The following is a 19,744-nucleotide window of genomic DNA, read 5'->3' on the forward strand; positions in this document are numbered from 1 at the left end:
GGTCAGTTGTTGTAGAAGTTGACGGACTGCGGCGTGTACGGCGTGCCGGTGCCGAGGAAGCGCCGCCGCACTTCGCGGGCGCGCTCCATAGCCGCCGCTTGCCGCGCCAGTTCCAGCGAAGCGGCCCGGTCTTGCGTGATCTGGAGCTGCTGCCCCTGGATCGACTGCTTGGCCTGCAAAGCCAGGAGCTGGTTCGTCGCCTGCATCGCTTGCAGCGCGCCGGTCGCCGATTGGCTCTGGTTCACGAGGTCGGCCAGCGCGCTTTCGTCTTGGGCGAGGTTCTGCGACACCTGCGCCTGCATCCGCATCGCGGTGTGCAGGCCGTTCAAGGTGTTCTGCCAGCGTTCGCGGGCGTCCTGCGCCATGCGGTCGCCGCTGATGGTGGCGGCGTACTGTTCCGGGTACAGGCGGGCGAACGTGGCATCCATGCTCTGCACGTCGTAGGCCAAGCCGCGCGCCTCGGCGATCAGGCGCTCGGTGGTGGCGAGCGTCGAGCGCAGGCGGTTGACGATGTTGAAGTCGAGGTTTGCCAGATTCCTGGCCTGGTTCATCAACATCTGCGCCTCGTTCTGGAGCTGGTTGATCTGGTTGTTGATCTGTTCCAGCGTGCGCACGGCGGTCAGCGTGTTCTGCACGAAGTTGGACGGGTCGAACACCGTCAGCGCGGATGCGGGCTGCATGGCCAGCAGAAATACCGACAACACAGCAGCGAGTGAGACAGAGAGCAAACGGGGCTTGGTCTTCATAGTGAAACCTCCAGCGGTTGAGAAGCGAGAAAGGAAGCTGCCGCCGGAGCGGACGGCAGCAGGTCGGCGGCCCAGCCGAGGCCGCGATGGCGCAGCCACGCGCCGGCGAAGCCGGGAGCGCCGGCCTGCGTCAGCACGCGGTCAATATCGCGTTGGTCTTGAGGGGTGGATGCGCCCGCGAATGCGAGCGCGACAGGCCCCAGGTCGAGGTCGAATAGGCGGTTGCCGAGGCGCGACTGGTAGTAGTAGTCGCGCTTGGGCTGCGCGGTGGCGACGATCTCGATCTGCCGGCTGTTGAGCCCGAAGCCCTCGTAGATCGTGCGAATCTGCGGCTCGGTCGCCTGCGGATTAGGTAAGAAAATCCGACTGGCGCAACTCTCGATGATCGCGGGCGCGATGGTCGAATCCTTGATGTCGGCCAGCGACTGCGTGGCGAAGATGACGCTGACGTTTTTTTTCCTGAGCGTCTTGAGCCATTGCCGGATGCGGGCCGCGAAAGATGGCTCATCAAGGAATAGCCACGCTTCATCGAGGATCAGCAGCGTCGGCGCACCGTCGAAACGCTCGTCGAAGCGGGCGAACAGGTAGCGCAGCACCGCTTGCACGGCGGCGGGGCTGTGCATCAGTTCTTCCATCTCGAAGCCCTGCACGTCGGCCATGCCCAGCCGGTCGTGGTCAGCGTCCAGCAGCTTGCCGTGTGCGCCGCCCAGCACATAGGGCGCGAGCGCTTGGCGCAGCGCGTTGGACTGCAATAACACCGACAAGCCGGTCATGGTGCGCTGCTCCACCGGCGCACCGGCAAGGCTTCTCAGCGCCGACCAGATGGCAGCCTTCTCGTCCGGGCCGACCGTCACGCCTTCGTGCAGCAGCCGGCCCTCCACCCATTCCGCGGCCCAGGTGCGGTAGCCCTCGTGGGCAATTCGCGCGAGTGGCTGGAAGGCGATGCCGCCATCGGCACCGAGGTCGTAGTGCTCACCGCCAAGGCCGAGGATGGTGGCGCGCATCGAGCGCCCCATGTCGAAGGCGAAGATCCGCGAGCCGAAGTAGCGCCGGAACTGCATGGCCAGGATGGCGAGCAGCACCGACTTGCCCATGCCAGTCGGCCCGGCGACAAGGGTGTGGCCCACGTCGCCGATGTGCGTTACCAGCCGGAACGGCGTCGCACCATCGGTGCGTGTCACGATCAGCGGCGGGCCGTCGAGGTGGTCGTTCTTCTTCGGCCCGGCCCATACCGCTGACATCGGCATCATGTGCGCCAGGTTCAGCGTCGAAACGATGGGATGACGCACGTTCGCGTATGCGTTGCCGGGGACGGACGACAGCCAGGCATCGACCGCGTTGAGGGTTTCGGGGATCGTCACGAAGCCCCGGCCTTGGATAACGCGCTCCACCATGCGCAGCTTCTCGTCGGCCACGGCCGGGTCGGCGTCGAGCACCGTCACCGTGGCGGTGAGGTAGCCGAAGGCGACTTGATCGCTGCCCAGCTCCTGCAAGGCGGCATCGGCGTCGGCGGCCTTGTTGCTGGCATCGGTATCGACCAGCGGGCTTTCCTGCTGAAAGATCGTTTCGCGCAGCAGCGCGATGACGTTCTTGCGCTTGGCGAACCATTGGCGCCGCAAGCGCCCCAACTCCCGTTCCGCCTCGGCTTTGTCGAGACACAGGAAGCGCGTATTCCAGCGATACGCAAAGCCCAGGCGGTTGAGGTCGTCCAAAATCCCCGGCCAGGTCGAGGTCGGGAAGCCTCGTACCGACACCACGCGCAGGTGCTGATCGCCCAGCATGGGCGCCAGGCCGCCGACCAGCGCGGCATCGGCCAGCAGCGCGTCGATATGGAACGGCACGTCGGGCACGCCGACGCGATAGCGGCGCGTGGAGACTGTGGCATGCAGGTAGGTCAGCGTCTGGCTGTCGTCCAGCCAGGCAATCTCCGGCATCACACCATCGAGCAGGTCGAACACGCGATCGGTCTCTGCCACGAAGGAATCGAGCCGACCGCGCCAGTCCACGCCCTCGGTGGGCCGGTTCTCGTACAGCATCCCAGCCGCACGGGCGCGAGACTCTTGCGGCGGTAGGTGTTGCAACGTGAAGTGATAGACGCTCTCGAAATGGCCATCCGACTCCTCGAACGCCGCGCGTCGCTCCTCATCCACCAGCCAGGACAGTGGTTCGGGAAAGGAGGACTGCGGATAGCTCGATGCCCGCATTCGCTCGGCCTCGATATAGAAGGCCCAGCCAGACCCGGTACGGCGAAGCGCGTTGTTCTGCCGCGCCGACGTGGCAATCAGTTCGCCCTGTGTCGCACTGTCCAGGTCGGGACCGCGAAACTGGAACGTGCGTTGAAACGAACCATCTTTGTTCAGTACAACGCCCGGCGCGACCAGCCCGGCCCAGGGCAGCCAGTCGGCAAGCAAGGCCGGGCGCTGACGATATTCGGCAAGGTTCAGCATGGCGTCCTCCCCTCACACGTCCAGAAGCGGGCGGTGTTTGATATGCCGCGCGAAGACCTGCATGAACTGCGGATCGACGCGAGCACCCCATACGGCCAGCGAGTGGCCGACGATCCAGAGCACCACGCCGGGAATCCACAGTTGCAGGCCCAGTCCGACGGCGGCGGCCAGCGTGCCGTTGGCAATTGCCACGGTGCGCGGCGCGCCGCCCAGCAGGATTGGCTCGGTCAGCGAGCGATGCAGCGGCACCTCGAAGCCCGGAAGGTCGCTGGCCGTACTCATACGACGGCCCCGCCGGAGAACGAGAAGAACGACAGGAAGAACGAGGAAGCGGCGAACGCGATGCTCAACCCGAACACGATCTGGATCAGCTTGCGAAAGCCGCCGCTGGTGTCGCCGAAGGCCAGCGCCAGGCCCGTGGCGATGATGATGATGACCGCGACGATGCGTGCCACCGGCCCCTGGATCGAATCCAGAATCGACTGCAAGGGCCCCTCCCACGGCATCGAGGAACCGGCGGCTTGCGCCGTGCCCGCCAGCAACAGCAGCAGCGCGGCCAGCAGCAGCCCTTGCCCCGCAGGGCGGGCGAGGCTGCGCAGTCGCGCTAGGCCGGACAGGTGAGGAAGCGGATTTACGGAAAAGCGGAAAGAATCAACGTGCGTCATGGCAGTTCTCCAAGTTGGTTGGGGGACGGGGATGTGCAGCGGCGTCGGCTGCGAGAGGAGCCGGCGTCAGCTTGGGAAACGGCGTTTCCAGCGCGTCCGCCAGGCGATAGCCGGTGCCGTCGAAGCCGACGACACGGGCGATGGTTTCGACGTGGCGCTTGCGGCCGCGTCCGGCGATGTGAATGACGACGTTGACCGCCTCGGCGATCAGCGCCCGCGGCGGATTCACAGCGACTTCGAGAATCAACTGTTCGAGGCGCAGCAAGGCGCCCAGCGCGGAGCCGGCGTGGATGGTTGCAATGCCGCCGGGGTGGCCGGTGCCCCACACTTTGATGAGGTCGAGGGCCTCGCCGCCGCGCACCTCGCCGACGATCACGCGGTCAGGCCGCAGGCGCATCGTGGCCCGCACCAGCTCGGTCATGGTGACGACGCCGGCGCGGGTGCGCAGCGGCACATGGTCGCGGGCCGCGCATTGCAGCTCGATGGTGTCTTCGAGCACCAGCACGCGGTCGCCTGTGGCGGCGATCTCGGCCAGCAGCGCGTTCGCCAGCGTGGTCTTGCCGGTGCTGGTGCCGCCGGCGATCAGGATGTTCTGCCGCTCGCGCACGGCGCGGCGCAGGAACTCGGCCTGCCCGGCGGTCAGGATGCCGTCGGCCACGTAGCGATCCAGACCGATGATGCTCACGGCCCGCTTGCGCAGCGCGAAGGCTGGCCCCGGGGCGGCCGGTGGCAGGATGCCCTCGAAACGCTCGCCGGTTTCCGGCAGCTCGGCGGTCAAGAGCGGCTGGCTGCGATGCACCTCCGCACCGACATGCGCGGCTACCAGGCGGATGATGCGTTCGCCATCTGCTTCGGGCAGTTCCACGCCCAGCGGCGAGCGACCCGACGACAACCGATCCACCCACAGGGTGCGATCCGGGTTGAGCATGATTTCCACCACGTCCGGGTCTTCGAGCGCAGCGGCGATCAGCGGCCCCATCGCCGTGCGCAGCATCTGGATGCGGCGATCCTGGGACGCCGCTGCGGATGACCGGGGTTCGGGCGGGATCTGCGGAACGGCACTCATGATGCACGCTCCGCAGTTCGTTCATGGGCGGACGCCATCGCTGCTGCGTCATCCATCCGCATCGGATCGGGGTGCAATTCCTCCACCACGTCGCGCACCAGACTGCGGCCACGCAGCAGGTGACGGCCCAACTGCTCGACGAACTGCTCGAAGCGCGCCTTGCCCTGGGCGCGGGCCGCGTCCTGGTGGGCTTCTGGCACTGGCGTGCTGACGGTCAGGAAATAGCGGATGAACAGCGCCAGCGTTTCGATCTGGATGTTCTGGTCGCGCTCCAGGCGTTCGGTCTGCCGCGACAGTCGATCCAGCCGCTTGGCAATAGCGGCCTCACGCTGGTCGCCAGCATCCGGTGACAGCCAGGACGCCAAGGCCGCTGCGACGATGGAGGACTTGGACACACCTTTCTTGGCGGCCAGTTCGTCCAGGCGCTTGGCGTGCTCGGGCTGGATGAAAAGGTTGAGGCGGTATTGGCTCATAGGTCGATTCCGTCGTTGGGGTCGAGGGAAGCCAGCCGGGCCGTGCGCTGCATGGACGGGTCGAGCTGGCCGGGAAGTGGCAGCACCAGGTCGTCGTCATCGAGCAGAGCCAGGTCGTTCGCATGTGCGTCAGGCTCGGGGTCGTAGGCGACGGTTTCGGAGAGTTCGGGCTGGCGGCGCGGGCCGCCGTCATCGGTGCCGCCCAGGCCATCGGCGGATGCCGAGGCCGGCGCCGCAGGTACGGCCGGGATCGCCAAGCCGCTCCAGTCGTCGGGGTGGGCTGGCGGCGCGTCGGCGTACCTCCCGACTGCGAGCGCGGGCGGTGGCAGGACGCGATTCTTGAAATTGGCGTCGGCGTAGTAGCGCAGCTTCTTCGCGCGGATCGGGGCGACGCTGGACACCATGACCACGGCGTCATCGGGCGGAAGCTGCATCACCTCGCCGGGCGTCAGCAGCGGACGCGCGGTTTCCTGACGCGACACCATCAGGTGCCCCAGCCATGGAGCGAGCCGGTGGCCGGCGTAGTTGCGCTGCGCGCGAAGCTCGGTGGCAGTGCCGAGGGTTTCGGAAATCCTTTTCGCCGTCCTTTCGTCGTTGGTGGCGAAAGTCACCCGGACATGGCAGTTGTCGAGGATGGAATGGTTCTGCCCATACGCCTTGTCGATCTGGTTCAGGCTCTGAGCGATGAGAAAGCTGCGGATGCCGTAGCCGGCCATGAAGGCAAGTGCGGACTCGAAGAAGTCCAGACGACCCAGCGCCGGAAATTCGTCCAGCATCAGCAGCAGCTTGTGGCGGCGCGCGATGCCGTCGCTGCCATCGAGCGATTCGGTCAGCCGCCGCCCGATCTGGTTCAAGATGAGCCGGATCAGCGGCTTGGTGCGGCTGATGTCGGAAGGCGGCACGACCAGATAGAGCGATACCGGATGCTCGGCGGAAATCAGGTCGGCGATGCGCCAGTCGCAGCGCGACGTGACTTCGGCCACGGTCGGGTCGCGGTACAGACCGAGAAACGACATGGCGGTGGAGAGCACGCCCGACCGCTCGTTGTCTGACTTGTTCAGCACTTCGCGCGCAGCGGATGCGACAACCGGGTGAGGCGCATCGCCCAGGTGCTTCGTCGTCATCATCCGGTGCAGCGTCAGCTCGAAGGGACAAGCAGGGTCGCTGAGGAAGTTGGCGACGCCGCGTAGCGTTTTGTCCTCGCCCGCGTAGAGCACATGCAGGATCGCGCCGACCAGCAGCGCATGACTGGTCTTTTCCCAATGGTTCCTGCGCTCAAGCGCACCATCGGGATCGACCAGAATGTCCGCCACGTTTTGCACGTCGCGGACTTCATGCGCGCCGCGCCGGACTTCGAGCAGCGGGTTGTAGGCTGCCGACTGCGCATCCGTGGGGTTGAACAGGAGGCAGTGGCTAAACCGCGAACGCCAGCCTGCGGTGAGCGTCCAGTTCTCGCCTTTGATGTCGTGAACGACGACGGATGCGGGCCAACTCAACAAGGTGGGAACGACCAGGCCCACACCCTTGCCCGAGCGTGTGGGGGCGAAGGTCAGGACGTGTTCCGGGCCTTCATGGCGAAGGTACTGGCCGCGATGCAGCCCGAGGAAAACCCCGTCGGGCTGGATCAGACCGGCTTTGCGTATGTCGTCCGCATCGGCCCAACGTGCCGAACCGTAGGTGGTGACAAGGCGCGCTTGCCGCGAGCGCCACACCGACATGGCGATGGCGACCCCCACGGCCACCAGACCGCTGCCACCCGCGATAGCCCCGCCGATATCGAAGACGTGCGGCGCGTAGGCGTCAAAGAAGAACCACCACTCGAACAGCCGCCAAGGGTGATAGACCGGAGTTCCAAAGAAGTCGAACCACGGCGAGCCAAGGCGTAGTTGATAGCCCAGGGCGGCGGCTGTCCATTGCGTTGCACTCCACACGCCGGCGATCACGATGCCGAATACGGCGGCGATCTGCCCGAACAGTACGCCCTGAGCTTGCATCGACTGGCCTCCGATTTCCCTGCGCTGATTCCTCGTTCAAAAGCGGCACAGGGACGTGCCGCATAGAGGGAGGATCGGTGCCGGGTAGGTGCCGGTCAAAGACCGTTATCGGAAGCAAGATGATGCAAAAAGCATCGTTCCAGGCTGGAGCGAAACCAATAGAAACGCCGCAGGCGCGAGCGCGCTGCGGCGTGTTTGGTTAAGAGGGAAAATAATTTGTGAAGGACTAGCGACTAGAACTTAGGTGGCGCCTCCGGCGGGGTATAGGGCGTGTTGCCGCCGCCATAGAACCGCTTGCGCGTGGCTTCTGCCACGCGGTTGCAGAGTACGTCGCCAAGCGTCGCACGGTCGGTCTTGCACTGCTGACGCAACTCCTTCAACCGTGCAGGATCGGCAGCCAGTTCCTCGACGGTCGGGATGTTGGCCTGCTTGGGCGTCTCAGATGGGCCGCAGGCCGTGAGCAAGCCGGCCAGCAGCAATAGCGCCATTCGCTTCATAGCTCGATTTCCTCCTGTGGGTCAGATTCGGCTGACGGCACGGGCCTTGCGCCTTCGGGCAAGTCGATTGCCTGTACCCGTTCGACGAATCGAGTCAGCACTTCAGACTCTTCCCCTTCGCGCCGCAGAAGGTAGGTGGTCAGCATAGGGGAGCGCCCGGCCAATGGCCGGGCCACCACGCCGCATTCCCGGCTCGCCACGATATGCGGCAAGCCGGCTAGACCCAAGGCGAAGCCAGCGGAAACCACCACCATCATCAGCTCGAACGAAGCGACACGTTCTGCGATCAGCGGCTCGCGGTCGGATCGACGCAGCATGCGTTCCACCTGGCGAGCATGGCCCTCGCACGCCTGCGGATCGCAGAGCACCAGCGGAAATTGCAGCAATTCATCCAATGGGATTCGCTTGTGCTTGAGCAGGTGATGCCGCGCGGGCACAGCCACCATGAGCGGATCGCTCCATACGGCCTCGGCGGTTATGCCGTCACCCACTTCATCGGATTGAGCAAACCCCAAGTCGTACAGATCGTCTTGCAGGCCCTTGAGTTGCTGTGACAGCGGCACTTGGAAAAGCCGAATATCCACCTCGGGTTCCTCCTGCCTGCACATCGCCAGCAAGCTCGGGAGACGCGAAGACGTGATGCCGTCGGAAACGGCGATTCTCAACTGGCCGTGGAAGCCGTTGGATGCTGCTTTCACACTGTCGCGCGCTTGCTGCAAGGCCGTGAACACGCGTGGCACATGCTCTAGAAACAGCTTGCCTGCCCGTGTCAGGCGCGTGCTTCGGCTGGAGCGGATGAACAACTGTTCCCCTAGTTCTTCCTCCAGCTCCTTGATCGTGCGCGACAGGGGCGATTGCTCGATGTGCAGCTTTTCCGCTGCACGAGCGAAGTGGAGTTCTTCCGCAACGGCGACAAAGCAACGCAGGTGCCGTAGTTCCATTTTGTAGTCCTTACTTTGGTTAGCGCACAGCCGGAGGTGGCATATGTTTCCTATCGGCTGGCGCCTGTGCAGTTGTCACGCCCGAAAGTGTACTGTATAGTACGTTACATAAACGATGAAGCCAAGGACAATCGAAGTGGTAAAGGATCAGCGCACATCACCGACGAAGCATCGAACCGCAAAGGGCGCACAGCGCCTTCAGGATCTAATCTCCGTTGCGGCTGAGCTATTCCTCGAACGCGGTTTCGACAGCGTCGCCGTGGATGACTTGATCGCCCGCGTGGGAGGTTCACGCAGCAACATCTATAGCCACTTCGGCGGCAAGGAAGGACTGTTCAAGGAGGCCATGATCAGTCTGTGCGCAGACGTGGCGAAGCCGCTGGAGCAGTTGCGAATCGGGAATGGCGGGCCAGAAGAAGTGCTTCCATTGCTCGGCAAGCGGCTACTACAGTCCGCACTGTCCCCACGCACGCTTGCCCTGCACCGTCTCTTAGTCAATGAAGGCAGGCGCTTTCCCGATGTTGCACAGGCAATGTGGGAAGTGAGTTACGGCAAGGCCATCGAGATCCTCTCCGACTGGATCGAGACGCAACAGCAATCGGGAAAAGACCTGTCTGGCGCGGTTCCAGCCAAAGTGCTTGCCGAACATTTCATTGGCCTGGTAGCCGGCCATGCCAAGCTGCTGGCAGCTTCAGGACTCCGTTCGTCACCTTTGTCCAACAGCGAGATCGACCGAATTGTGGGCCACGCCGTCCAGACCTTTCTTCATGGCTCATTGAGCCGTGGAGTGGAGCGTAGAGAGAAGAAATAACAACTGAATTTTTCTAGTCCGGGGTTAGCACTCACTCCATGAATCGGTCCTCTACCTCCAACGGAGAGAGCGATCCGGCCGAATCCAAGGCGAGATCAATTTGTCAACATTAAGGATGAGGTACACACATCATGATCGATCAGAAAGATAAATTTGACACTAAACAAGTACACGGCGCAAAGGCCAGCGCGGCGACTTCAGCACAGGTCGGAAAGCATTGGGCAGACCCTGGTTTTTTCAATGACAACGTACTGCTTGACGCACTGATCAAGCACATCCTGAGCCTGATGCCCTACGGCATGACCGATTTCGGCGAGGTCATGGACGTGGTGCACCAGCTCAAGGGCAGCGACGAAGAGGCTTGGGTCAGTGCCTGGGCCGCGCTGGCAGGCCGGCTGCAGGACAGGGCCGAAGCGGCTGACCAAAAAGGCAAGCGCGTCACCGCCGCCAGCGCCTTTCTTCGGGCCTCCACCTACTGGCGCTGCGCGCTCCTGTATTTCAGCGACTTCGAGGACAAGCGCATGAAGGAGTACGCGGTCGCCAGCGCCTCGTGCTACGAGCGCTACATCAAGCTGTCGGGCTACCCCGGCGAGCGCATCGAAATCCCCTACGAGGGCGACTTCCTTCCCGGCTACTTCTACCGGTCGCCCCATGCGGGCGCAAAGGCACCACTGCTCATCGTCACGCCTGGCCGGGATACCTGGGCCGAAGACACCCGCTGGGTGTGCGAAGGCGCGCTGCAACGGGGTATCCACTGCCTGACCTACGATGGTCCGGGCCAGGGATTCGCGCTGCGACTGAACAATCTCACCTTCCGCCCGGATTGGGAAAAGGTCGTCAGCCCGCTGATCGACTTCGCGCTGGAAAAATTCCCGGAAATCGACGCCTCCAACATCGCGCTGATGGGACTGAGCTTCGGCGGCTATCTGGCGCCGCGCGTGGCCGCGTTCGACAAGCGCATCAAGCTCTGCATCACCGATCCCGGCAACATCAGTTGGGGCCGCCAGATCATCGCGCAACTGGAGCGCTTCGCTGACCACCCGCTGGACCAGATTCCGGAGCAGATGCGCAACCTGGTGCGTGACTACGCCTGGAAGCACGGCGTGCCGAACACGATCAAGGATGTGGTGCAGGCCCTCCAGCCCTACGACAACTCGGCCGTTCTGGACAAGGTGACCTGCGAGACGCTCGTGCTGGACGGCACCGGCGAGGTCTTCCATGGAGCCAAGCCGTTCTACGACGCCTTGCAAGGTCCCAAGGAATACCTGTTGTTCGACGAGACCTCGACGGCGCAGTCGCACTGCCAGATCGGCGGTTATGCGACGGCCACCGAATACATCTTCGACCGGATCGCCGAACGGTTGGGTTGCGCGTGATCCGCGCGTCCCGCTCGACCTGACAACCTCACGCAACTCCCATCAGGAACACGAAATGAATTCTTCGCTTCCCAGTACCAATGAGTTCCGCCTTGGCGGAGAGCTGCCCATCAACCGGCTGGGCTTTGGCGCCATGCGCCTGCCTTGCAACGGCTTCCGTGGTCCGGCGCGAGACCCGGAAACCGGGCGTGCCGTGCTGCGCCGCGCAGTCGAACTCGGCGTCAACCACATCGATACGGCCGAGTTCTACCAGAGCACCGATGGTTCGGTACGCGCCAATGCGCTCATCCGTGAGGCGTTGTATCCCTATCGGTCCAACCTGGTGATCGCGACCAAGGTCGGGGTCGTGTTCAACCCGGATGGCAGCCATCGACCGGCCACCGGTGCCGACATGCGCAGGCTCGTCGAAGAGAACCTGTCGAGTCTTGGCCTGGACCGTCTCGATCTGGTGTACCTGCGCATCGGCGAGATGACGGTGCCTCACGGCGAGTCGCTGGCCGAACGCTTCGAGGCGCTGGCCGCACTGCGTGCAGAAGGCCTGATTCGGCATCTGGGCATCAGCAACGTCGATATCGGGCACTTCAACGAGGCCCGCGCCATCGCCCCGATCGCGGCCGTGCAGAACAACTTCCATATCGCCAAGCGCGAGGACCTGAGCCTGCTGAAGGCCTGCGAAGAAGCCGGCATCGCGTTCTGCCCGTTCTTCCCGCTCGGTGGGGGCATGGGGGAGATCGACGACGGGCGGCTGGCCCGGGTCGCCGGAAGGCATGGTGCCACGCCGTCCCAGATCGCGCTGGCCTGGTTGTTGGCATCCTCCCCGGTGATGCTGGCGATCCCCGGCACGGGCTCCGTCGAGCACCTTCAGGAGAACGTCGCCGCCGGTGGCATTTCCCTCACCGAGGAAGACCATGCCGAACTGGCATGAATTCGGCGTCCGCTCGGTCATCTCGCGCTTAGCGCGAGGTGCCGCGCTGCTCGCCGTGGTTCTCGGAGCAGTCAGCCTGTCGTCCGGGTGCGCAACGGTGGATTTCAGCGAGTCTCCGGTCGGCTCGGTGAGCTTTGAAAAGTATCGACGCGACACGATCGCTCAAATCCAGGCCGGCCGCAGTTTCCAGCTTGCCGACCGGGATGCCGAGTTGGCGTGGAATGCCCCACAGGAGTGGCGGCCCGCTGAATCCGAGGCGGGAGCGCGTCCGCGAAAAGGGATTCTGTTCGTGCATGGCCTCGGCGATTCGCCCTGGTCCTTCCACGACGTGGGGCCGCCATTGGCGAGCCAAGGATTACTGGTGCGAACGGTGCTCCTCCCCGGCCACGGCACGCGGCCCGACGACTTGCTGACGACAACGGCGGAGCAATGGCGCCAAGTGGTCTGGGAACAGGCCATGGCGCTGCAGCGCGACGTCGATGGCGAGGTGTACCTAGGAGGGTTCTCCACGGGAGCGAACCTGGTCCTTGACTACGCGTATTCGCATCCCGAGATCGCAGGACTGGTGCTGTTCTCGCCCGGCTTCAAGAGCATGCCCTTCGATTGGCTTGCGCCGCTGGCGGCCCGTGTCCGGCCCTGGCTCATCAAGCCTGACGGGACGATTCCGATGCAGAACGCCGTCAAGTACTTCAACGTCCCGTCCAACGGGTTCGCACAGTTCTATCGGACCAGCGCCAACGCACGCCGGCTGCTGCGCGACCGGGCCTATGAGAAGCCGGTCTTCATGGTCGTTGCCGAGCACGATTCCGTGCTGGATACCGACTATCTGTTCGATGTCTTCCAGCAGCGCTTCACGCACCCGGACAGCCGCTTGGTCTGGTACGGAGGCGAGCCGGACGGACTGACGGATCGCCGGCGCGTTCTGGTCCGGCAGGACCGGCTGCCCGAATGGCGCATCAGCCAGTTCTCGCACATGAGCGTCACGTTCTCTCCCGCTAACACTGTTTATGGGGACGGCGGCAGCCTGCGCCTGTGCCTGAACGGCTTGCGTGAAGGCGACACGCAGGCCTGCGAAAAGGGGGAGCCCGTCTGGTACTCGGACTGGGGCTATCGAGAGGAAGGGAAGATCCACGCACGGCTCACCTTCAACCCGTATTTCGAGTGGCAGACCTCGGTGATGCTGGCGATGCTTGACACCGCAACCACATCCGTCATCTCGCAGGACGTCACGTTGAAGACCTCCACGAGCGAACGCTCCCGGCCAGCATCGCCCCCTCGATCCATTGACATTCCAAAAGCAGCCGAAAGGTAAAGAGACACCATGAAAAGAGTGCAGTTCAGCAGCTACGGCGGCCCCGAGACGATGGCATTCGCCGAATATACACTTCCCCCACTCGAAGCCCGACGGGTGCGCGTGCGCGTGAAAGCCGCTGCGATCAATCCGCTGGATTGGAAGCTGCGGCGCGGTGTCATGAAGTTCGTCACCGGACGGAAGTTTCCCCAGGGTATGGGTTCGGACTTCGCTGGGGTAGTGGAAGAAGTCGGCACCGATGTCACCGACTTCCGTGTGGGCGACGAAGTTTTCGGCACGGTCGAGATTAAGAGGCAAGGTGCGTTTGCCGAGGTCGTCGATGCCGACGCCAAGCTCATTGTCCGCAAGCCCGCCTCGCTCACGTTCAGCGAAGCCGCGTGCCTCCCCATCCCGGCGGCAACCGCCTGGGCGGCCGTCGTCGGCGTCGCGCGCGTGGGCCACGGTTCGAGAATCTTCATCCACGGCTGCAGCGGCGCCGTAGGCAGCAGCGCGGTCCAACTCGCGCAGGCGCATGGCGCGCAGGTGTGCGGCGCGTGCGGCGATGCTTCGATCGCTGCAGCGAGGGCTGCTGGCGTCAATCCGGTGTTTCCTTACTCGGAGAAGGCCTCGTTTGCATCCGACGGCCTCTACGACGCGGTGTTCGACACGCTCGGTACGCTGGCCGTCGCTGATGGACTGGCGATGCTCAAGCCCAAGGGCCGCTTCATCGACATCAATCCGACTCCGGCCAGGATGCTGCGCGGCCTCATCTCCGGGCGCTACCGGATGACGTTCTCGACAGGCGGTTTCAAGAATCTGGAGGAAATCGCCAAGTTAGCCGGCGACGGAAAGCTGCGTTCTTCCATTGGTCTGGAAGCGCCGTTTGCCGATGCGCTGTCAATGATCAAGGACACGGAAGTCGGCCGGCGCCCGCCAGGCCGAATCGTGTTGATCATGTAAGCGTACCTGGAGGGAAAGCCAATTTTCTGATTTTGCCGAATCTATAGATCGCGCTTGAGGCTATCCGCATTTAATTTCTGAGGGTGAGAACGCCAAAGTGTGCGGAGTCAATTCTCCGGGCACTTTTTATCACACGAATCGACCAACCTCTCAGGGTCGCTCTGCTTCGTCAGTTCCAGTGGAAACGCTGCTTTAACCGAGAAAACCCCCGTATCCGGGCGCGTTCCGAACCGCGCATCCCCAACAGTGACGTTGGTGTTCTCACCATTTCCTTTGATCATCGCGAAGGGGAACCGAGACCAGTACAGGAAATCGGCCATCTGCTTGCTCTGCCCAGCCACCAGAGCAATCGCCGACTGGTCCATGTGAGAGGAAACAAGTTCCTGGTCCAGCGATACATGAGGGTTGGGAAGCCAGCGAAAATCACCAAAGCCATACTGATGCTCTGTCTGCACGACGATCCTCCGCCTGAACGGGTCGGCAAATACCGGATTCGCCAGAACCTGCTGCGGTTGACCCAGACCAGACTCCTTGAACTCGCGGGCTACACGTTCTTCCACAACTCGCCCACTCGCGACCATTGCGCCGCTATAGAGTGTGGTTACCAGAAGGGCCACTATCGCCGGGCTGGATGTCCGACCTGCGCCCGAGCGCTCGCGGCGCCGTGATAGCCAGATTCCTATGCCAAGGGCGAGCCAGATCCATGGATCGGCGATGAAAAGCGCATCGCCATAAAACCAACGCTCCGAGAACGGCATCAGAAGCCGGATGCCCCAGCTATTCATCCAGTCCAGCAAGGGGTGCGAAAGCGCGCCGATATAGCTGAGCAACAAGAGCTGCCCCGGCTGAACGGCGGGGCGCGCGCCTGGTCGTGAACCTCTACGGGTTTGCCATCTGTCGAACCACAGCAGCACGAGCGTTAGAACCGCTGGCAGCACGAGCAACCCGATCGGGCCATGTGTCCAGCCACGCCTGCACGAGAGAGCCTCGCCGAAAGCGATACACAAGACATCCACGTCGGACAGATTCGCGCCGATCATCAATGCCGGCATCGCGAGCGCCGTTCGCCGCTTGAGCCCGGCCTGCCCCAAAGCGGCGCCGACCAAAGTGTGAGTCAGGTTGTCCACTACAAGAAGCTCGCAGTTTGGTTGTCTATTGGGCGAATCGGTTCTCTCAAGAAACTCATGGAGACGACTCCTCCACGCCCACCATTACGGCACTCTCGCGCCACAAGCGCTCCTGGGCCTCACGGTTGCGAGCCAGCTCCGAGGGATCGGGAAAGGTGGGATTTCCCTTGACGAGGGAGATGTAAATGCGCCCCTCCGGCAGGGAAAGCGTTCCGAGCGCCACGTCGGCCAGCATCCGACCCGAGTGCTCGGGCGCATTCATCACGAACTCGGGGCGGAAGATACCGACCAGAGGGAAGATCGTGCGCATCACGATGCTAAGGAGCGCCTTCTGCAACGCAGACGCCTCGCGGCCGGCAGCGCCACCCGTTAGGCCCGGGTTGAAGGCGATGACCTCGATCTGGCGCGCCACCACCGTGTCATGCCGGGCCAGGGACAGTGCCGTCATGAGGTTGCACAATTTCGACGCCGTGTAGGAGCGTATGCCGTCACCCGAACCGCCTTTCGGCGGATACGCCCACTCCTGAAGGTCGAGCGTCTTGGGACCGATCGCTTTGATGGGCGGGTTGTGCATGTTGCTCGACGTGATCACCACTCGACCCCGCTCAGCGATATGCGGCAGCAGCAGACGCGCCAGCAGATAGTGAGCAAGGTGATTCACGGCGAACGTGAGGCCATAACCCTCGGCGCTACGCTGATCGGCGGGTGTGCCATGCAGGCCTGCATTGAGGACAAGGATGTCAATACGTTCATCCCCAAGCTGCCGTATCACGGCGCCGGCAAAGTCGCGGACGCTGGCCAGAGAGGCAAGATCAAGCGGCAAGACATCAACGCCTTTCGGCACGGCGCGATTTTCTCCACGAGCGCCTATGATGACCCTTGTGTCAGGGGAAGCGGCCAGATCCTGCAGCGTGAATTGGCCAAACCCACTTGTGGCTCCGGTCATCACGACGACGTACTTCGAGTTCATCGGTCTCACCTCGTTTCTCCTTGAGTCAGGCCACCTGCGCGACGGTCTAGTCGCTGTATCGAGAACGCGATTTCTTCCATCAGAACCGCCTGCCAATGGTGAAGCTCCCAAAGGCCGGTCGCTCGCGCTGTCCATCGAACTCGCGGGTCCGGTGGTAGCGCGCGAAGGCGAAACGCCAGTGGCCATGGGTAAATGCGATACCGAAGCCGATGTCTGCAACCAGTGGGCGCTTGTCCACGCTGTGGCTGGAGCGGAAGGTATTTCCGTCGAGCGTGATGTCGCGCAGGACCCAACGCGCATCGGCAGCGACGAAGAAATGGCCGCGCCACCCCTGCGTCGCGCTCGTGCGGATCGGGGATGTGTTCTCGCCGGCCGGCCGCATTGGCGCTGTACCAAAGTCGTCCGGCAGCAAATAGCCGAAACGGAACTCGATCCCGGTGTTGGCGTAAGTGGCGAAGTTGCCCAGGCTGCCGCCCCAATGGGTAATCGCGTCCCACCGCCATGGCCCGGCAGGCTGCTGCAGCGCGAACCGCTTTCGTCGCTCGTGAATGAACTGCACCACAGGTTCGTTTTGCAGTTGGTTGTCCCAGCCATTGAACCTGTCCACGCCAATGACGCCGTGCCACCAGTCCTGAACTTCTCCGGCTTTGGCAGCAGGCCCCACGATGCCTAACCGTAGTTGCGAAGTCCGCAGGTCGTCGCCTTTTCGAGCGTTGTAGCCCACGCTGAACATCAATGCGCCGGCGTAAGGCCGGTCGTCTGCAATCAGTTCGTGCGGCTCGCGGTCGGTGGGCGTGTACATCGTCTGACCGAGCCCAATAGTCATGTTCAACTCATCGAACCCGCCAGGCTGCAAGCCGGAGAACGCGTGGTTCAACCGTCTGGCGATATCGGGCAGGCTCGGGTCATCCGCACGGTGGATTAGATTCGGCGAAACCAGCGTGAGCAGGAAGCCATTGGAGTACCCCTGGTCCTGCCCGAGGCCGCCGAACATGTCGTTGTCGATTCGCAGATTCACCGTGGATTCGGCCGCAATGCCTTTGCGGTCGCAGCGCTCCTCAGCCAGCGCCGAGCCACTCCAGAGCATTGCCCCAATCGCCATCCAGCCTTTCCACGCAGGGGATTCACTCGCTACATGCGGCAAGCGGCCAGAGCGCTTCGCCGCCAAGCGAACGGAACACAGCGTTTCCAGCCCAGGCACTTCTGCCTGGCACATGGCAGGTTCGCATGCGCCGTCGATAAAGCGATGATGGCGTGGCGTTGCAGTGGGTGACGGCGTGGGTCGCCGCTGTAGAGCCGGCTTATTCATTTGGACGTCGCACTTCTGCAGTTTCGCCAACGGCGAGAACCCGCTTTTCTGAAGCAGTCAGCCCCAGTCTTTTCCACTCCGCCGCCAGGCGAACTGGAGGTTCATCGAGCGGTTCGTAGGTCAACTTGAACGTCCCCCAGTGCATGGCGAAAAAGCTCCGCGCACCCAAGTCTAGATAGGCTTGGACAGCTTCCTCTGGATTCATGTGTTGCGCCCGCATGAACCATGCCGGGTCGTAGGCGCCGATCGGTAGAAGCGCCGCGTCAATCGCCGGAAAGCGACGACCGATCTCCCGGAAGCCGTCGAAATATCCCGTATCGCCCGAGTGATAAATGCTGGCGGATGGCCCCTCGACGACGAATCCGCCCCATAGCGTTTCGTTGGCGTCGGTGAGGCCACGACGGCTGTAGTGCTGAGCAGGCACAAAAGACACTTTGGCGGAGCCAAGTTCAGCGGATTCCCACCAATTCAGTTCGCTTGCGGGAATGCCCTTCTTCGCCAGGAACGCCTGCATGCCCAGCCCGGCGATCACCGGCGCACCGACCTGCTGTACGGAGGGAAGATCGAGGTGGTCGTAGTGGTTGTGCGTGATCAGCACGGCATCGATGGGCGGCAGGTTTTCGGGCAGCACGCCGGCCGGAACATTTCGTCCCCCCGGGCCCAGGGCAAGGTCGCCAAAGATCGGATCGATGAGGAACGACTTGCCCTCTAGCTGCACCAGCCAGCTTGCATGTCCAATCCAGGTGAGGCGAGCGCCTTCGCCCGGTCCCGGCGGACTGGCGATCGCTACGAGGTCGGTCTCGACACATGGGACGGGTGCTTTTCTTGGAACACCGCGGCCACGCCCGGCTAGGCTGTCCAGGACCAACATGCGAAATGCCGGCAGCACAGTACCAGGGGCCGCGCTGCCGTCGAGATTCCTGAAACGTCTGGAGCCATTGCGAGTTGCCATAGCTACCCCTCCCACAAAAAGAAGATCGAGATGAACGCAGTTGGCAGTGGCTGGCCAGATAACGCGCTCCAGCACACATTCCCAATGCCCTGCGTCCCGCTCATTTCGAGTCGAATCCGAAACACAGCAAAAGCCCAGCAACGGGCCATGCCATGAATCGCCTTCTCAGAACCGATACAGGTAGCCGAGTCCCACGCCGTACTGCGTGCTCTTTTCGACCAGCGGGCTGTTGCGGATCGAACTGCCCATGTGCTTGGCGCCCATATCGAGGAACACCGTGTGCTTGGGCACAGGCTGCCAGTCAACGCGCAGTCCGATTTCGGTATTGACCGAGGAACTGCCGCTGTAGGCCGGGCGCCAGCTTTGCGCTTCGTCCGACCTCACGCCGTAGTAGTAATCCACGTACTTGCTGTCCACCCACTCGGCCGCGAGCCGCGGTGTCAAACCGATCGGGCCTGCGGTGAAACGCCGATCGATCTGCAGCGTCGCCCGCGTTCCCTTGCTGTTGCTCATGGCATCGGTCAGCACTTCGGCAGACAGGTTGGCAATGCCGCTGCGCCAGATGGCGGCACCGCCGACCCAGAAGCTGGAATCCCGGTCGCGCATACCCGCGAAGTACGGCGAGTCGCCAGAATCGAACTCATCCATGGCATACCGGCCACGCAGCCTGAAAGACACCGGCCCCAACGACGGGAGCTTGACGTCCAGGCCAGGGCCGGCCACCTGAATCCACTTATTCTCATAGGTGATCATCGGCAAGCCACGCACGCGGTTATCGAAGTCCCGGTAAACGCGGTACTGCATGCCACCGGCGACGCCGATCCCCCATGTCGATTCACTGCGCTCGGCTTCGGCCATGGCCTGGCCTCTCGCGGACCTCTTCGTATCGTCGGTCTGAGCAACGGCGGCGGGAGTGGAGAAAATGCCGGCGACCAGAATCGGCAGCGCCGCATAAGACGGCTGGCGTCGCAGCCGGGCTGCGCAATGAAGGCGTGATGACATGATTGATCCCTTTCAAGGAGAACGTGAAGAATGCCTCTCCCCATGCAGGGGATCGGCTGCTGGCGGACCGCGCCATCGAACTGCGCCGATAGGCTCGCGGACCGTCGGCAGACGGCCGCACTTCACCGTCTGCCTGACTTCCATCTCGTTTTGACGACCCGACGTCGTCTCGCACCAGTCCGGCCACACGCT

19 protein-coding genes are annotated in these 19,744 nt (G+C 63.2%); 5 read left to right on the plus strand and 14 right to left on the minus strand.

The features are described 5' to 3' along the window. Positions 1-2 precede the first annotated feature (2 nt). The 9 genes from trbJ to AFK65_RS01070 form a co-directional block, all read right to left on the minus strand. Positions 3-746 carry a P-type conjugative transfer protein TrbJ gene (gene trbJ, locus AFK65_RS01030; RefSeq protein ID WP_007704359.1) on the minus strand — a complete coding sequence of 248 codons (744 nt, stop codon included), beginning with the start codon at positions 744-746 and terminating at the stop codon, positions 3-5. Then, complete coding sequence (gene trbE / locus AFK65_RS01035; protein WP_038858340.1) at positions 743-3,193, minus strand: conjugal transfer protein TrbE; 2,451 nt, start codon at positions 3,191-3,193, stop codon at positions 743-745. Before trbE ends, trbJ begins: the two co-directional genes overlap by 4 nt. Positions 3,194-3,205: 12 nt before the next feature. Further along, a complete protein-coding gene (locus AFK65_RS01040) occupies positions 3,206-3,475 on the minus strand; it encodes a VirB3 family type IV secretion system protein (RefSeq protein ID WP_006378802.1) in 270 nt (89 codons plus the stop codon). Continuing rightward, on the minus strand, positions 3,472-3,858 hold the full coding sequence (locus AFK65_RS01045; protein WP_007704369.1) for a TrbC/VirB2 family protein: 387 nt from the start codon (positions 3,856-3,858) through the stop codon (positions 3,472-3,474). Before AFK65_RS01045 ends, AFK65_RS01040 begins: the two co-directional genes overlap by 4 nt. Continuing rightward, positions 3,845-4,924 (minus strand): P-type conjugative transfer ATPase TrbB, encoded by a 1,080-nt coding sequence (gene trbB / locus AFK65_RS01050; protein WP_032805118.1) that lies wholly within the window; start codon positions 4,922-4,924, stop codon positions 3,845-3,847. The genes AFK65_RS01045 and trbB overlap by 14 nt, the downstream gene beginning before the upstream one ends. Beyond that, on the minus strand, positions 4,921-5,397 hold the full coding sequence (locus AFK65_RS01055) for a ribbon-helix-helix protein, CopG family (RefSeq protein WP_007704373.1): 477 nt from the start codon (positions 5,395-5,397) through the stop codon (positions 4,921-4,923). The genes trbB and AFK65_RS01055 overlap by 4 nt, the downstream gene beginning before the upstream one ends. Further along, positions 5,394-7,391: a conjugal transfer protein TraG gene (locus AFK65_RS01060; RefSeq protein ID WP_038858338.1), complete on the minus strand. Its 1,998-nt coding sequence runs from the start codon at positions 7,389-7,391 to the stop codon at positions 5,394-5,396. The genes AFK65_RS01055 and AFK65_RS01060 overlap by 4 nt, the downstream gene beginning before the upstream one ends. Before the next feature lie 233 nt (positions 7,392-7,624). Next, positions 7,625-7,888: an EexN family lipoprotein gene (locus AFK65_RS01065; RefSeq protein WP_007704375.1), complete on the minus strand. Its 264-nt coding sequence runs from the start codon at positions 7,886-7,888 to the stop codon at positions 7,625-7,627. Beyond that, the gene (locus AFK65_RS01070) at positions 7,885-8,829 is read right to left on the minus strand and encodes a LysR family transcriptional regulator (RefSeq protein WP_007704377.1); all 945 of its coding nucleotides are present in this window, start codon (positions 8,827-8,829) and stop codon (positions 7,885-7,887) included. The genes AFK65_RS01065 and AFK65_RS01070 overlap by 4 nt, the downstream gene beginning before the upstream one ends. A 136-nt stretch (positions 8,830-8,965) precedes the next feature. Between AFK65_RS01070 and AFK65_RS01075 the strand changes: the two genes are divergently transcribed. The 5 genes from AFK65_RS01075 (at position 8,966) to AFK65_RS01095 (ending at position 14,192) form a co-directional block, all read left to right on the plus strand. After that, positions 8,966-9,640 (plus strand): TetR/AcrR family transcriptional regulator, encoded by a 675-nt coding sequence (locus AFK65_RS01075; protein ID WP_032805120.1) that lies wholly within the window; start codon positions 8,966-8,968, stop codon positions 9,638-9,640. Between the two features lie 131 nt (positions 9,641-9,771). Beyond that, complete coding sequence (locus AFK65_RS01080) at positions 9,772-11,016, plus strand: alpha/beta hydrolase family protein (protein ID WP_007704378.1); 1,245 nt, start codon at positions 9,772-9,774, stop codon at positions 11,014-11,016. A 55-nt stretch (positions 11,017-11,071) separates the two neighbouring features. Continuing rightward, on the plus strand, positions 11,072-11,941 hold the full coding sequence (locus tag AFK65_RS01085) for an aldo/keto reductase (protein ID WP_007704388.1): 870 nt from the start codon (positions 11,072-11,074) through the stop codon (positions 11,939-11,941). After that, entirely contained in the window at positions 11,925-13,253 is a 1,329-nt protein-coding gene (locus tag AFK65_RS01090; RefSeq protein WP_033944414.1) for an alpha/beta hydrolase, read from the plus strand. Before AFK65_RS01085 ends, AFK65_RS01090 begins: the two co-directional genes overlap by 17 nt. A gap of 9 nt (positions 13,254-13,262) precedes the next feature. After that, on the plus strand, positions 13,263-14,192 hold the full coding sequence (locus AFK65_RS01095) for an NADP-dependent oxidoreductase (RefSeq protein ID WP_032805122.1): 930 nt from the start codon (positions 13,263-13,265) through the stop codon (positions 14,190-14,192). A gap of 107 nt (positions 14,193-14,299) precedes the next feature. Here the strand turns inward: AFK65_RS01095 and AFK65_RS01100 are convergent, their stop codons facing one another. The 5 genes from AFK65_RS01100 to AFK65_RS01120 all read right to left on the minus strand — a co-directional run bounded on the left by AFK65_RS01100 (position 14,300) and on the right by AFK65_RS01120 (position 19,552). After that, the gene (locus AFK65_RS01100; protein WP_053531607.1) at positions 14,300-15,319 is read right to left on the minus strand and encodes a metal-dependent hydrolase; all 1,020 of its coding nucleotides are present in this window, start codon (positions 15,317-15,319) and stop codon (positions 14,300-14,302) included. 55 nt (positions 15,320-15,374) lie between these two features. Further along, positions 15,375-16,289 carry an SDR family NAD(P)-dependent oxidoreductase gene (locus AFK65_RS01105; RefSeq protein ID WP_032805798.1) on the minus strand — a complete coding sequence of 305 codons (915 nt, stop codon included), beginning with the start codon at positions 16,287-16,289 and terminating at the stop codon, positions 15,375-15,377. 79 nt (positions 16,290-16,368) lie between these two features. Continuing rightward, a complete protein-coding gene (locus AFK65_RS01110) occupies positions 16,369-17,391 on the minus strand; it encodes a lipid A deacylase LpxR family protein (RefSeq protein WP_050555886.1) in 1,023 nt (340 codons plus the stop codon). Positions 17,392-17,590: 199 nt separating this feature from the next. Beyond that, positions 17,591-18,550 (minus strand): MBL fold metallo-hydrolase, encoded by a 960-nt coding sequence (locus AFK65_RS01115; protein WP_032805126.1) that lies wholly within the window; start codon positions 18,548-18,550, stop codon positions 17,591-17,593. Between the two features lie 165 nt (positions 18,551-18,715). Next, the gene (locus tag AFK65_RS01120) at positions 18,716-19,552 is read right to left on the minus strand and encodes a MipA/OmpV family protein (RefSeq protein WP_233209862.1); all 837 of its coding nucleotides are present in this window, start codon (positions 19,550-19,552) and stop codon (positions 18,716-18,718) included. Positions 19,553-19,744 lie beyond the last annotated feature (192 nt).

Origin of the sequence: Cronobacter universalis NCTC 9529 (genome assembly GCF_001277175.1) — a bacterium.
Classification (GTDB): Bacteria; Pseudomonadota; Gammaproteobacteria; order Enterobacterales; family Enterobacteriaceae; genus Cronobacter; species Cronobacter universalis.